The following is a 14,996-nucleotide window of genomic DNA, read 5'->3' on the forward strand; positions in this document are numbered from 1 at the left end:
GGCAAGGGCGACCTCGCCCAACTCCTCACCGGCAACGACACCTGGACCGTCACCGACTGACCCGGACGACACCCCCACACGAAACCCGGGCGGACGGTCCCGGAAAAACCTTTTCCCATATCAATGGTCCTGCCAACCATCCACCGGAAAAGGGCGCCCGGCACCCCGTGCCGGAACCGCCGGCCCGGGAACCGGAAATCCTCCGCGACCCCCGGCCGCGCCCGCCGCAATTTCCCGCGGACGGCCCGCCCGCGCATTCCGGAAATCCCCTTCCAGGGAAAGCCGGGCCACCTTACCGACCGCCGCTGGAGAGCTGCTCGAAATGCACTAAGGGCGGCAATTGTCTTGACAAATTCGACGGCCGGCGCCGACACTTCACCGAGCGGCAGAATGGGCGCGACCTCCGTTCCGGAGTGAAAACCATTCGTTCAGCCGACGGCGCTGCTGGCGTACTGCCGATCATCCGCCCTGATTTCACACAGACGCTCAGACACGAGACGCCCGGAGACACAGGAGGACGAATGACCAGGACAGGTGCGGAAGGCCTTTACTCCGCCATCGAGGAAGCAGCCGGACTGCTGGACATCACTCCCTCGCGTGAGAAGGTCTGGCCGATCCTGACCACCTACGAGGACAGCCTCGAGCAGCTCGTCGTCGCCTTCCGGGTGACCACCCGCGGCAAGGAGGACCTCGACTGCCGCTTCACCGCGCTCCCCGGGGACGTCAACCCCTATGCCTACGCGGTCTCCAAGGGGCTGACCCCGCAGACCGACCACCCCGTGTCCACCCTGCTGGAGGACGTCCAGGAGCGGCTGCCGGTCCTGGCCCACGGCGTCGACTTCGGGGTCGTCGGGGGATTCAAGAAGACCTGGACGTTCATCCCGCCCGACAACCTGCAGAAGCTGTCGAAGCTGGCCGACATGCCCTCCATGCCGCGCTCCCTGGCCGAGAACCTCGGCTTCTACGCCCGCTACGGCCTGGACGACAAGAACAGCATGATCGGGATCGACTACCCGAGCCGGACGGTCAACGTCTACTTCCTCCAGTTCCCCGCCGAGTGCCGCGAGCCCGGGACCGTCCGGTCCATGCTGAGCGACCTGGGCCTTCCCGAGCCGAGCGAGCAGCTGCTCCAGCTCGCCGGGCAGGCGGTCGGCATCTACACCACCCTCAGCTGGGACTCCCCGAAGATCCACCGGATCACCTTCGCGACCATGGTCCCCGACGTGCCGGGCCTTCCCGACCGCATCGCCGTCGACCCCCGCGTCGAGACGTTCGCGCGGAACATCGCCCGCACCTACCCCGGCCCGGCCCAGGGCCTGTACAACGTCGCCTCCTACAGCGGCGGGGAGTACTTCAAGCTCCAGTCGTACTACCAGCTCAGCGAGAACTCCCTGGAGGGCAGGGTGCTGCTCGGCCCCAAGGGATCCGGCGCGGCGCACGCCTCCGCGGCCGGCGGCCGGTAGCGGCCCGGCACGCACGGCGCCTGGCGCGGGCGCGGCCCCGAAGGCCGCGCCCGCGCCGGGCGTTCGCGTGTGCGCCGCGGGCCCGCCGCCCGGGGACGTCCGGCGTTGGACACCGTCTCCACCGGGCCTTAAGGCGGACGTGGAATTCTTCGGGGGAAATCAGTCGGAAAACGGGACCCACGCGGGGAGTAAAAAGCCCATGCGCACCTATGAACAGGTCGCTCGCTTCCTCGAAAGTCTCGGCGCCTCCTTCGGGATCGCGGCACTCCGTATCTCTATAGGAATCATCTTCCTGTGGTTCGGGGTGCCCAAGCTCTTTCCCGGCACCAGTCCGGCGGAGGCGCTGGCCGCGGAAACGGTGGAAAGACTCACTTTCGGGATCGTCGAGGGAACGGTCGCTTCCGTCCTGACCGGCGCGCTGGAGGCCGCGATCGGGCTGCTCCTGGTCAGCGGCAGAGCGATTTCCCTGACGGTCATGATTCTGCTCGGTCACATGGCCGGGACGTTCACTCCGCTGTTCATCTTCCCGAAGGAAACGTGGGAAGCGTTCTGCGTCGGCACGCTCGAGGGACAGTACATCCTCAAGAACCTGGTCATCGTGGCCGCCGCCCTCGTGATCGCCGGCCACACGAGGAAACGCGGCCGGCCCGCCCCCGGGCCCGCCGCGACCGCGGCCGAGCCCGCCGCCACCGCGGCCGCGCCCGGCGCGGACCGGCTGGAGGGCCGGCGTCCGTAGCCAGCCGGCGCGGCAGCACCGGTGTCCGTGCACAACGCGGCAGCCGGCCCCGGAGGTCCCGGGGCCGGCTGCCGCTTTTTCCGTGTCAGTCGCCGGCGGTGGCGGCGTCCTCGACGAGGTCGTCCAGGTTGAGCTCGAACAGCCCGCCCGACCGTCCGCTGAGTCCGGAGACCAGACGGACGAAGTCGACCTCGGCGTCGTTCTTCTTCTCGGGGTCGACCATCTCCTGGGCCATGTTGAAGTAGAAGCCCTTGGTCTTCGACCGGTCGTAGAAGCCCTCCACGAACTTGCGGATGTCGTGGAAGAAGTCCTGGTAGGCGGTGGAGTACCGGTCCAGGGCCTTCTCCTCGATCTCGGGGTGCTTCAGGATCTGGTCGACGACCTTCGACAGGGTGCTGCCCGCCAGCGTCGCCAGCGCCACGCCGGTGGAGAACAGCGGGTCCACGAACGCGGCGGCGTCGCCGACCAGGACCCATCCGTTGCCGTGGAAGCGCTCGTTGGTGTAGGACCAGTCGCGCGCGGAGCGGTAGCCGGCCGCCTGGGTGGAGTCGCGCAGCAGGTCCTTGAGCTTGGTGGTCTGCTGGATCTGGGCGGCGAACAGGTCCTCGAGGGACTTCTCGGAGGCGCTCGCGGACTCCGACCGCGTCACGTAGCCGACGCTGAAGACGCCCTTGTCGATCGGGATGCCCCAGAACCAGCCGTCGTCGGTGCCCTCGATGAGGATGTTGCTCCACTCGTCGCCGGGCAGGCGGTGGCAGTTGTCGAAGTACGTCCACACCGCGACGTTGCGCAGCTGCTCGTTCCAGTTGACCTCGGTGTACTTGCGGCCCAGCACGCGGGCCTGCCCGGAGGCGTCGATGACCAGGGAGGCGCGGGCCTCGTGGGTTCCGTTCAGGCCGCGCAGGGCGTAACGGACGCCGACGACGCGGCCGTTCTCCTCGATGGCGTCCTTGACGGTGGCGTCCTCCACGATGAAGGCGCCCAGTTCACGGGCCCGGTCCATGAGCAGCGCGTCCAGGTCGGCGCGGCGCGTGTGGAAGGCGTAGGGGATGCGGCCGCCCGTGGTGAACGAGAAATTCCACGGCACCTCGTTGTTGCCCCAGACCAGCGTGCCACCGTACTTCCGCTCGAATCCCTTGGCCTCCATGCGCTCCTTCAGGCCGAGTTCCTCCATGGGCACCATCACGCCCGGGATGAGCGATTCGCCGACGTGGTAGCGCGGGAATCGCTCACGGTCGAGCACGAGAACCCGGTGTCCCCGCTTGGCGAGCAGCGCCGCGGTGGTCGAACCGGCGGGCCCACCACCGATGACGATGACATCGAAATCGCCAGAAAACCCGAAGAGAGTGGACGACATACGAGACCTTCCCCAGTTTTTGATCCGGCCGCGCCCGCGGCTCGCGCGAAGAAACCCGCGGCGTTCCCGCAGAGCGCATTCACCGACCAGAATGCGGGGGCGAAAGGGGCGGTGTCATCGCCCAGATTGCTCGGTCGGCCGGCCACCGGGCGGGCTCCACCGCGTCTTGAGCGGAAAAAGAGCGGCCGGCGCACCCGCCCGGTCGGCCCGGCGCCCCGCAGGGGCCCGGGCACCGGGGGAGAGGAACGCCCGTCCTGGCGGCGGGGTGCGCAAAGGCCCGTGCCGGGCCGGATTCCCGCAGGCCCCCCTAGGGGGAACGCGGCTGCGTCCCGGCCCGCGGCCGGTTTCCCGGGGCAGGAACACGGACCGGAACCGCTGCGGTCCACCCCCGGGCGCCCGTGTTCATCATGGCGCCGCCCACGATTAGCAATGGCGGGCGCAAGAAGGGCCGACATGCATAGCACACCTATTTCCCGGCGCCCCGGCGAAGGGTTGATACCGACTACTCGGCATGTCAACGGGATATCTATCCTTAGTCCATTTCGAGCGACTCTTGAGTGGCGGCTGCTAGGGTGACGGATCAGGATTTCAGGAAGATATTCCGCATCGGCTGTCCCGGATGTATGGTGCCCGGGAGAACGCGGTGCCGGACTCCGGCGCCGACTGTGAAGCGAAACAATAAATCCGGCCCGGCGGGGAGACGCCGGCGCACGCCGGCAAGCGGTCACTCCAGCGCGAAGTCCTGGACCTCGCGGCGTACCACCAGGTTTCCGCTGTGCATATGAAGGAACTCAAAGCGCAGGAAGGCCTCACCTCGTGACGACATCGGGTCGCGCCCAGCAGATACCCTTCGATTTCGACAACGGCAATTTCATCCGGGATCTGATCACCGTGCACGGCGGCGGGGGATATCCGCCGGCGGACGCGATGGCCCCGGCGGACGTGGCGACGTACACGTGGCTGACGCATCTGCTGCAGACCTCCTGGTTCGACGCGCTGGCCCCCTACCACCCCACCGCCGTCGGCGTGTACTCCCGCATCCCGCGCCGCCCGGCGCAGGAGTCGGCGACCAACCGGAACAAGAACATCGCCGGCCTGCACGCCATGTTCCAGGTGGTCAAGGCGGTGTTCGAGGAGCGGGAGCCGGTGGTGCGGCAGGCGATGGGCGCGCTCGGCCTCGACCCGGACGACACCTCCGAGGACCTGACGACCCCGGTCGGCATCGGCAACCGGGCCGGCCGCTCGATCGTGGAGGCCCGCGCGCACGACGGCATGAACGTGCTGGGCGACAAGGGCCGCACCTACCACGGCCGCCCCTACGAGGACTACACCGGCTACCGGCCCGTGAACACCGCCGACGAGCTGACGGACCCCTCGCGCTGGCAGCCGGCGACCGAGCCGCACCGCCGCCGCGTCGACGGCGGCCCCGGCGACAAGGGCGTCTTCACCGTCCAGCGCTTCGCCACCCCCCAGCTCGCCCTGGTCACGCCCCAGACCTACAAGGACCCCGCCGAGTTCGAGCTGCCCGCGCCCGCGCACCTGGACCCCGCCGACGCCAAGGCGTACGAGAAGGCGGTGGAGGAGGTCCTCAAGGCCTCCGCGCACCTGACCGACGAGCAGAAGGTCAAGGCGGAGTTCTTCGAGCACACCCCGCTGTCGGTCACCCTCTCGCCGCGCGCCGCCGCCCTGGCGCACGACCTGGACCTGGACGGCTGGGCCCAGCTGTTCCTGGCCGCCTCCACGGCCCGGTTCGACAGCCTGATCGCCGCCTGGCACCACAAGCGCCACCACGACGCCGTACGGCCCTTCAGCGCGGTGCGCCACGTCCACGGCAGCGCCCCGGTGACGGCCTGGGGCGGTCCCGGCAGGGGCACCGTCGAGGACATGCCCGCCGACGAGTGGACCGGCTACCTGCCCGTGGGCAACCACCCCGAATTCCCCTCCGCGTTCACCACCCTGTGCGCCGCCCAGGCGCAGGCGGCCCGCGGCTTCCTCGGCGACGACGTCCTGAACTGGACCCACACCTTCCCGGCCGGCTCCGCCCAGCGCGAGCCCGGCGCCGTCCCGGCCACCGACCTCGAACTGACCTGGGACACCTGGAGCGACTTCGCCAAGGACTGCGCGGACAGCCGGGTGTGGGCCGGCGCCCACTTCCGCGAGACCGTCGAGGCCTCCCTGGAGTTCGGCGCCCGCTTCGGTGACCTCGCCCACGAGTTCGTCCGCCGTCACGTCAGCGGCGACGCCGGCAGCTGACCGCCCGGCGCCCGCTGCCACCGCGGCCCCCTCCGGCCCCGGCGCACCAGGCGGCGGGCCCCTACGGCGCCGCACACCACACCACCGCACACCACGCCGCGCCACGGCGCCGCACGGGCACCGTGCCGCCGCGTTTTTCAGCACCCACTCGAAAAGAACAGGAACTCACTCATGACGATGTCCGGACGTTCCCCTGTCTCCGGCTTCGGCCTGGGCCGCCGGTCGCTGCTGTTCGGTGGGCTCGGCGGTGCCGCGGCCCTGACGGTGGGCGGCCTGGGCTCCGGCCCGGCCGCCGCGGCCGGGAGCGCCGAGCCGGCCCCGCTCGACTTCGACCTGGACACCGACAACTTCATCGAGTGGGCGCAGCCCAGCGACGACATGGCCGGCAAGTCGCCCAACGGGGACCTGTTCGGCCCGATGGACGTGACCGTCTTCCTGTGGATCAACCGCCTCACCGCGCTCGCGGTGTTCGACGCGCTGGCGCCCTACCACGAGAGCGCGGTCGGCATCTACTCGCAGATCCCGCGCCGCCCCTCCGGCGAGTCGACCACCAACCGGAACCTGAACATCGCCGCCGTCCACGCCACGTACCAGATCTGGAAGCGCGTCCTGCCGTCGAAGATGGCGAACACGCGGGCCATGATGGTCCAGATGGGCCTGGACCCCGACGACACCTCGGAGAACCTGACCAGCCCGGTCGGCATCGCCAACGTGGCGGCCAAGGCCGTGTGGGAGGGCCTGAAGAACGACGGCATGAACTTCCTCGGCCACGAGGGCGGCCGCAAGTACAACCCCCGCCCCTGGTCGGACTACACCGGCTACCGGCCCGTCAACACCGCCTACGAGGTGAGCGACCCCTCGCGCTGGCAGCCGCAGCTGGGCCCGCACAACGGGCGCCGGCTCGGCGGCGGCAACGGCGACATGGGCATCTACGTCGCCCAGCACATGGTCACCCCGCACCTGCGCAAGGTGAAGGCGCACATCTTCCGGGACCCGGCCGCCTTCCGCCTGGCCCCGCCCACCCACGTCGACCACACCCGCCCGCGCGAGTACAAGCGCTCCGTCGACGAGATCCTCGCCGCCTCCGCACAGCTGACCGACCGGCAGAAGATCCTCGCCGAGATCATGGACAACAAGGTCTGGGGCATCGGCCACTCGGCGATCGTGATGGCCCGCAGCCACACCCAAGAGCTCGGCATGCACGGCTGGATCCACTACATGCTCGAGCACATCCTGGCCACCTTCGAGCCGGCCATCGTCGCCTGGCGGCACAAGGTGATCTACGACGCCGCCCGGCCCTTCACCGCTGTCTCCCACGTCTACGGCAACCGCAAGGTCACCGCCTGGGGCGGCCCCGGCAAGGGCACGGTGAACGACATCCGCGCCTCCGAGTGGGCCAGCTACCTGGGCGTCAGCGACCACCCGGAATACCCCTCCGGCTCCACCACGCTGGCCGCCGCCTCCGCCCAGTCCGCGCGCCGCCACTTCGGCACCGACACCCTGGACTGGAAGTTCACCGTCGGCGCCGGCAAGTCGCTGGTGGAGCCCGGGGTCACCCCGCACGGCGACCTGCCGCTGCACATCCGCACCTGGAGCGAGTTCGCGCGGATCTGCGCCGACAGCCGGGTGTGGGGCGGCGTCCACTTCCAGAAGACCGTCGACCGGTCCCTGGAACTGGGCGAGCAGTTCGGCGACCTGGCCCACGAGTTCGTCCAGCGCCACGTCAGGGGCGGCGCCAAGGGCTGACCGCCCGGGCGGCATCCGCGTCGACGGACACGGACAGACCCGACCGCGTCCGCACCCGCCCCCGGCGGCCGCTCCCGCACCCCGCCCGCCCCCGGGCGGGAGGGGCACGGGCGCCGAACAGGCCGCCGCGCGCGCTTCGCCGTGCGCGGAGGGGGCGGATCCCGCCCCGAGGACGTCCGGCGCCACGCCGGGAAACCGGCCCATTGCTCCACGGTGGTCCCGCAGCGGCCCGCCCGCCGCCGCGGGACCACCGGCCCCCGAAAGCCGCGGCGCAGCCTTCGCACATCCCGAATTCCTCGACAGAAGGAAACACGACCATGAAGACGTCCCGCAGATCACTGCTGCTCGGCGGCGCCTCGGCCACGGCACTGTCCATGCTGGCCTTCTCCCGTACGGCCGGCGCCGCCACCGGCGAGGAACCGCTGCCGGTGGACTTCGACCTGGACAGGGACAACTACGTCAGGTGGGCACAGCCCGACGACGACGAGGCGGGCAGGAACGCGCCCAGCCTGGAGTTCATCGGGCCGATGGACGCGACCGTTTTCCTGTGGACCAACCGCGCCGCGATCCTTGCGGTGTTCGACGCGCTGGCGCCGTACCACCCCACCGCGGTCGGTATCTACTCGCGCATCCCGCGCCGCCCCTCCGGCGAGTCCGCCACCAACCGGAACATGAACATCGCCGCCATCCACGCCCAGCTCGGCATCTGGAAGCGCCTGCTGCCGCGCAACGTGGGCGCCCTGAAGCAGATGATGGTCCAGATGGGCCTGAACCCCGACGACACCTCGGAGAACCTGACCAGCCCGGTCGGCATCGGCAACGTGGCCGCCAAGAACGCCTGGGCGGCCCTGAGCCACGACGGCATGAACGTCCTGGGCGACGAGGGCGGCCGCAAGTACAACCGCCAGCCCTGGGAGGACTACACCGGCTACGAGCCCGTCAACACCCCCTACAAGCTGGTCAACCCCTCGCGCTGGCAGCCCAAGCTCGGCCCCCACAACGGCCGCCGCGTCGGCGGCGGCCCGGGCGACATGGGCATCTTCGTCTCCCAGCACTTCGTCACCCCGCAGATCGGGCGGACCAAGCCGCACATCTTCTCCGACCCCTCCCGCTACCTGCTCGCCCCGCCCTCGCACAGCGACCACACCAACGTCCGCGCCTACAAGCGCTCCGTGGACGAGATCATCGAGGCGTCGGCCACCCTCACCGACGAGCGCAAGGCGCTCGCCGAGATCATGGACAACAAGCTCTGGGGCATCGGCTTCGCGTCCATCGTCGTCGCCCGCAACCAGGACCCCGACGACGCCCTCGGCGTGCACGGCTGGGCCCACTGGATGGTCCAGCACATCCTGGCGACGTTCGACACGCTGATCGCCGCCTGGTACCAGAAGGTCAAGTACGACGCGGTGCGCCCGTTCAGCGCGGTCCGGCACGTGTACGGCCGCAGCAAGATCACCGCCTGGGGCGGGCCCGGCATGGGCACGGTCAACGACATCCGCGCCTCCGAGTGGGCCAGCTACCTGCCCGTCAGCGACCACCCGGAGTACCCGTCGGGCTCCACCTGCATCTGTGCGGCCGCCTCCCAGACGGCCCGGCGCTTCTTCGGCACCGACGAACTGGACTGGACGATCGACTTCCCGGCCGGCTCGATGCTGGTGGAGCCGGACATCGCCCCCGCCAGGGACCTCAAGATCCACCTCGCCACCTTCACCGACCTCGACAACGCGTGCGCCAGGAGCCGCGTGTGGGGCGGCGTCCACTTCGGCAAGACGGTCGAGAGGGCCCTGGACTTCGGCAGGAAGTTCGGCGACATGGCCCACGAGTTCGTCAAGCGGCAGGTCGAGGGAGACGTCAAGGACTGACGTCCCTCTCCCGCGCACCCCGAAGGGCTCCCGGTGCTCGATCCCGAGCGCCGGGAGCCCTTCGGGGTGCCCGGCCGGAACACCCCTCGCGCAGGTGACTTACGTCACGATCGGAGGCTCTAGGCGGCGATGTGCCGCCCGTGTCACTCTTTGGGCACGAACGTCCTGCCCGAAAGTCACTGACCGGGCAGTGAGTTGAGCGCCCCGCCCGCCGCCCGCCGGCGGTTCGGGAGCCCACCGCGCGCCCGAGCGGCGCCCGGCGCCGGGGCCGTCGCCGCCGGCTCACACCCCCCACACGCACCGCACCACCCCGCCCGCCCCGCCCCTTCGGGCGGCGCGGCACGCCGGCGCACCCGCCGGCCGCCGTCGGACTCCTCCGGCGCACCGACCCGACGCCGATCCCCGCAGGCCGAGCGCCGCGGTTCGCCGCGCACCACCGCGCACACCGGGCGGCGGGCGCCGTCCGCGGCCGGCCGGCCGCCCAGGCAGCGGGCATTCGGCCGACTCCAGAAGGGCCAATGCCATGACACCCCACACGCCGACACCGCGAGCCACGTTCACCCGACTGCGCGACTACATGGTGGGACCCTCGCGGTTCATGAGCCTGCTGTCCTGTTTCGAGCTCGGCGTCGTCGACCTGCTCCGGGACACCCCGGGCCTGACCGCGGCCGAACTCGGCGACGCCGTGGGCGCCAAGCCGGACGCCGTGGAACAACTGCTGCTGCTGCTGGTCAAGGAGGGCTTCGTCGCCCGCGACGAGGACAGCGGCGGCTACACCCTCGACGCGCTCGCGGACATCGGCGACAGCGACCTGCGCCAGGTCCGCGCCCGCATGGACATGATCAAGATGGTCGCGTTCCGGCAGCTGTTCCATCTCACCGAGAGCGTGCGCACCGGCACCGTCGTCGGCCTCCGAGAGCTCTACGGACACGAGGGAAACCTCTACGACGCACTGGCGGAACACCTCGAACTGCGCGAGCCCTGGGCGCGGCTGATGAACGGCGAGACCGCCCACATCGACCCCTGGTTCTTCGACAACATCGACGTGCCCCCCGGCTCGCGCGTCCTCGACCTGGCCGGGAACACCGGCCTGGGCGCCATCCACACCCACCGGCTCAAGGCGTCGCCCGGGCTGCGGGTGACGACCTTCGACCTGCCCGAGAAGGAGAAGGAGTGCCTGGACAACTTCCGGGCCCACGGCGTGGACGCACACTGCTCGTTCATCGGCGGCGACGTCTTCGACGGAGTGCCCACGGGGTTCGACGTCGTCCTGATCAAGCACTTCCTGCCCATGTTCGACAAGAGCGACGTCTTCCGGATCCTGCAGGGCGTCCACCGCTCGCTGGAGCCCGGCGGACAGGTCCACCTCCTGGTGCCGGTGTTCCCCGAGGACATCAAGGACCCCGACAACTACACCGTCGACTTCTTCCCCTCCTTCTTCATCGGCTGCGCCATGGGGCAGGGCGGGGCCCAGAAGACGTCGACGTGGCGCAACTGGCTGGAGGAGTGCGGGTTCACCGTCACCAAGACGGTCATCGAGGACCCCGCCGACATGCTGCCGCACGCCCTGCCCGTGGAGGCCGTCCTGTGCGGGACGAAGACCGCGTGAGCGGCTGACCCCCGTCCCGCCCCCCGCGCCCCCTCGCACGGGCGGGCGTCCTGCCGCGCCGGCCGCGCACCGCCCGCCCGCCGGCGCCCTTCTCCCCGCGACACCGCACCGTCCCCCGCGCGGTGTGTCCCCGCCCGCCGCCCGGCGGGCCAGGACACACCGCGCACCCCCCCCGTGCACCTCAGATGAAAGGGGCTGCCGCTCATGACCACGGATGCCTCGGCCGGACCGGGCCCGCAGGAGTTCATCGACCACCGGCCGATGGGCCGCCGGCAGCGGCTCATCGTGGCGGTGGGCCTGCTGACCATGGTGGCCGAAGGACTGGACACCTCCGTCGCCGCCTTCGTCTATCCCAGAATCCGCAAGGAATGGGACATCGACCTGAGCCTGGTGACCGCGACCGTCACGCTGAGCGTCCTGGCGATGATCGCCGGCGGCGCGGCCGCCGGCCCGCTCGCCGACCGCTACGGGCGCAAGGTCGTCACCCTCGCGGGCACCGCCGCCTTCGGCCTGGGCACGCTCGCCATGGGATTCACCGACTCCATCGGCCCGTTCGCCGTCCTGCGGACCGTGTCCTGCCTGGGACTGGGCGCGGTGCTGCCGACCGTGATGGTCCTCGTCGCGGACTGGATGCCCGCCCGGCGCAGGGTCCAGATGGTCGCGCTGGCCTTCGCCGGGATGACCGCCGGGACCACCCTCGGCGGCATCCTCGCCTCGGTCCTCATCCCCGCCTCCGGCTGGCAGACGCTGCTGGTGGTGTGCGGGATCGTGCCGCTGCTGCTGATCCCGGCGATCGTCCGCGTCATCCCGGAGTCCGTCAGCGTGCTCGCCGCCCGCGGGCGGCCGCCGGCGCAGCTGCGCGGCGCCGTGCAGGCCGTTCTCCCGGACGCGGACCTGTCCGGCGTGAACTGGGAGCACGCCGCGGTGCGCCGGCGCCAGCGGCCCTCCCCGCGCGTGGTGCTGTCCCGGGACTTCGCCCGCACCACCCTGCTGCTGTGGCTGTGCTTCTTCCTGGGGCAGGGCGTCGCCTTCGTGATCATCACCTATCTGCCGCTGCTGGCCGAGCGCGAGGGCCTGTCGGACCCGAAGGCCGCGGTGTCCGTGGCGGCGTTCGGGTGGGGCGGCCTGATCGGGCAGCTCTCGGTGTCCTTCGTCCTCAAGCGGTTCGACCGGTTCCGGGTGCTGACCGCCCTGTGGGCGCTGACCGCGGCGGGACTCGCGGCCGCAGCCGGGACGGCCGGCCGGTTCGCCGCGCTGCTGGCCGCCGCCTTCCTGCTCGGCCTGTGCCTGCCGGCGGCCACCTCGGTGCTGCAGGCGGCGGCCGCGGTCGCCTACCCGCCCTCCGCCCGCGCCACCGGCGTCAGCTGGGCCAACAGTGTCGGCAAGACGGGCCCGCTGGTCTTCGGTGTGCTCGGCGGCGTCATGGTCGACGCGGGCTGGTCGCTGGCCACGGTCCTGCTGGTGCTGGCCGCCCCGGTCGGCGCGGGCCTGCTGGCCACGCTGGCGCTGCCCGCCCGCGGCCCCGAGCCGCAACCGGAAGCGGCCCCCGCCGAATCCCTATTCACTGTCAAGTGACAGCTGCTACCTTTTTCGTATGGCTGTTAAAAATCGCTGGTTAGCGTTGATCGGTCTGACGATCAGCGTCCTCGTCATCGGATTCGACACGACGATCCTCAACGTCGCCCTGCCCACCCTGGCCGCCGAGACCGGCGCGTCCACCGGTGAGCTGCAGTGGATCGTCGACTCCTACGCCGTCATCTTCGCCGCCGCGATGCTGCCCGCAGGCTTCCTCGGCGACCGCTTCGGCCGGCGCAAGCTGCTGCTCGCCGGGCTCGTGATCTTCCTCGGCGGCTCCATCATCGGGATCTTCGCCGACGACCCGGGCGCGCTCATCGGGGCCCGCGCCGTCATGGGCCTGGGCGCCGCGCTGATCATGCCGCTCACGCTGTCCACCATCCCGACCCTGTTCAAGGGCGAGGAGCAGACCAAGGCCATCGCGATCATCACCGTGGGCGTCTCGATCGGCCTGCCGCTGGGGCCCCTGATCAGCGGCTGGCTGCTCGACCACTTCTGGTGGGGGTCGGTCTTCGTCATCAACATCCCGCTGGTCGCCATCGGCATCGTCGCCTGCGCCCTGCTGATCCCCGAGACCAAGGACCCCTCCGCCCCACCGGTCGACGTCCTCAGCACCGTGCTGGGCATCCTCGGCCTCGCCGCCCTCGTCTACGGCGTCATCGAGGGGCCCGCCGAGGGCTGGAGCGACCCCGTCATCCTCGCCGCGCTGATCGGCGGCCTGGTGATGCTCACCGGCCTGGTGCTGCGCGAGAAGCGCCGGCCCCGCCCGATGGTGGACCTGGAACTGCTGCGCAACCCGGTCTTCGGCTGGAACACGGTCTTCCTCATCCTCGGCATGTTCGTGTTCATGGGCCTGATGTTCGTGCTGCCGCAGTACCTCCAGGTCATCCAGGGCCACGATGCCTTCGGCACCGGCCTGCGGATGATGCCGCTGGTGGCCGGCATGATCGTCGTCGCCAAGATCGTGCCGCCGCTGACCCTGAAGGTCGGCACCCGGCCGCTGGTGATCGCGGGCCTGCTCATCATGTCCCTGGCGATGTTCCTGGGCAGCACCACCAGCACCGACTCCGGCTACGGCTTCACCGTGGTGTGGATGGTCCTCACCGGCCTGGGCGTGAGCCTCGTCATGGTGCCTGCCCTGGACACCGCCCTCGGCGTGCTGCCCAAGGGCAAGGAGGGCACCGGCAGCGGCCTGAACACCACCCTGCGCCAGGTCGGCGGCGCCATCGGCATCGCCCTGCTGGGCAGTGTGCTCAACGGCGTCTTCGCCGACCGGGTCGACACCGGCGGGATCCCGTCCGAGGCGGCCGAGGCCGCCGAGGAGTCCGTGGTGGCCGCGCAGATGGTCGCCGCCAGGCTCGACCTGCCCGAGCTGGCCCGCTCCGCCGAGTCCGCCTTCGTCGAGGGCATGGGCGCGGTGCTGCTGGTCTGCGCGATCGCCGGCGTCGTCGCGGCCGCGCTCGCCGCCTTCAAGCTGCCCGACAGCCGGCACGCCGCGCCCGGCGCGCAGGACGCGGAGCAGCCCGAGACCGAGGCGTCGTCCGGCATCGCGGACGGTGCGCGACAATGAGCCCCATGCCCTCTGCAACGACCAGCGCAGCGGCGTCGGCAGCCGGCGTCGCCGGAGCCGACCTCGGCCTGCGCGAACGCAAGAAACTGCGGACCCGTCAGACCATCCGCGAAGCGGCCCGGCGGCTGATCGACGAGCGAGGGTACGACAACACCACCATCGAGCAGATCGCCGCGGCGGCCGAGGTCTCGCCCAGCACGGTCTTCCGCTACTTCCCCAGCAAGGAGCACATCGTCCTGACGGACGACTACGCCCGGTTCACCATGGCCTTCCTGCGCGAGCGGCCCGCGGACGAACCGCCGCTGGCCGCCCTGCGGGCGGTGGTGACCGAGACGGTGCGCCGCCTCGCCGGGGAGTTCAGCGAGGAGTACCGGTGGCGGCGCCGGCTCGTGCGCCAGGTGCCCGCGATCCGGGCCCTGGTGGGCGAGGAGCAGGACCGGTGGGTCGAGTCCGTGGGCGAGGTCCTGGCCGAACGGGCGGGCCTGGCCGCGGACAACCTCGAACTGCGCGTCCTGGTCGGCGCCGTCACGGGCGCCTTCCACCAGGTGCTGTGGGGAGAATACGAAGAGGAGGCCGACCTGGTGGAGATGATCGGGCGGGCTCTGGCGGTGCTGGAGCATCCCGACGCCGTCGGCCGCCCGGCGGCCGGCGGACCGGGCGGCGCCTGACGCCTCCCGTTTCCGCCCGGCGGAAACCCGGCAGAAGAAGGGGCCCTTTCTCGCTCGGCGCCGAGCGAGGTAGGGCCGCGTGGTGGGTGTGGGGCCGGTCCGGGCCGGGCCGGGGGGGGGGGGGTGGCGGCGCGGCCCGTGATTTCATCTCTAAGTA

At 70.9% G+C, this 14,996-nt stretch carries 10 protein-coding genes; 9 read left to right on the top strand and 1 reads right to left on the bottom strand.

The genetic code is table 11. The features are described 5' to 3' along the window. Positions 1-521: 521 nt before the first annotated feature. Both ABZY13_RS32555 and ABZY13_RS32560 read left to right on the top strand, forming a co-directional pair. Positions 522-1,463 (top strand): aromatic prenyltransferase, encoded by a 942-nt coding sequence (locus tag ABZY13_RS32555; protein WP_356637252.1) that lies wholly within the window; start codon positions 522-524, stop codon positions 1,461-1,463. 199 nt (positions 1,464-1,662) lie between these two features. Beyond that, a complete protein-coding gene (locus ABZY13_RS32560) occupies positions 1,663-2,199 on the top strand; it encodes a DoxX family membrane protein (RefSeq protein WP_356637254.1) in 537 nt (178 codons plus the stop codon). A gap of 85 nt (positions 2,200-2,284) precedes the next feature. Here the strand turns inward: ABZY13_RS32560 and ABZY13_RS32565 are convergent, their stop codons facing one another. Then, complete coding sequence (locus tag ABZY13_RS32565; protein ID WP_356637256.1) at positions 2,285-3,556, bottom strand: NAD(P)/FAD-dependent oxidoreductase; 1,272 nt, start codon at positions 3,554-3,556, stop codon at positions 2,285-2,287. 816 nt (positions 3,557-4,372) lie between these two features. On the opposite strand from ABZY13_RS32565, the gene ABZY13_RS32570 reads away from it, so the two are divergent. The 7 genes from ABZY13_RS32570 to ABZY13_RS32600 all read left to right on the top strand — a co-directional run bounded on the left by ABZY13_RS32570 (position 4,373) and on the right by ABZY13_RS32600 (position 14,839). Continuing rightward, positions 4,373-5,809: a vanadium-dependent haloperoxidase gene (locus tag ABZY13_RS32570; protein ID WP_356637258.1), complete on the top strand. Its 1,437-nt coding sequence runs from the start codon at positions 4,373-4,375 to the stop codon at positions 5,807-5,809. Positions 5,810-5,980: 171 nt separating this feature from the next. Continuing rightward, the gene (locus ABZY13_RS32575) at positions 5,981-7,555 is read left to right on the top strand and encodes a DUF6851 domain-containing protein (protein ID WP_356637260.1); all 1,575 of its coding nucleotides are present in this window, start codon (positions 5,981-5,983) and stop codon (positions 7,553-7,555) included. A 317-nt stretch (positions 7,556-7,872) separates the two neighbouring features. Continuing rightward, positions 7,873-9,417, top strand: a complete 1,545-nt coding sequence (locus ABZY13_RS32580; RefSeq protein WP_356637262.1) for a DUF6851 domain-containing protein — start codon at positions 7,873-7,875, stop codon at positions 9,415-9,417. Between the two features lie 523 nt (positions 9,418-9,940). Beyond that, positions 9,941-11,026: a methyltransferase gene (locus ABZY13_RS32585; RefSeq protein ID WP_356637264.1), complete on the top strand. Its 1,086-nt coding sequence runs from the start codon at positions 9,941-9,943 to the stop codon at positions 11,024-11,026. A gap of 204 nt (positions 11,027-11,230) precedes the next feature. Next, positions 11,231-12,601, top strand: coding sequence for an MFS transporter (locus tag ABZY13_RS32590; protein WP_356637266.1), 1,371 nt, complete (start codon positions 11,231-11,233; stop codon positions 12,599-12,601). A gap of 19 nt (positions 12,602-12,620) precedes the next feature. Further along, a complete protein-coding gene (locus ABZY13_RS32595) occupies positions 12,621-14,171 on the top strand; it encodes an MFS transporter (RefSeq protein ID WP_356637268.1) in 1,551 nt (516 codons plus the stop codon). Continuing rightward, entirely contained in the window at positions 14,168-14,839 is a 672-nt protein-coding gene (locus tag ABZY13_RS32600; RefSeq protein ID WP_356637270.1) for a TetR family transcriptional regulator, read from the top strand. The genes ABZY13_RS32595 and ABZY13_RS32600 overlap by 4 nt, the downstream gene beginning before the upstream one ends. The last annotated feature ends 157 nt before the right edge of the window (positions 14,840-14,996 follow it).

The organism is Streptomyces sp. NPDC006610 (assembly GCF_040611575.1).
Taxonomy (GTDB): Bacteria; Actinomycetota; Actinomycetes; order Streptomycetales; family Streptomycetaceae; genus Streptomyces.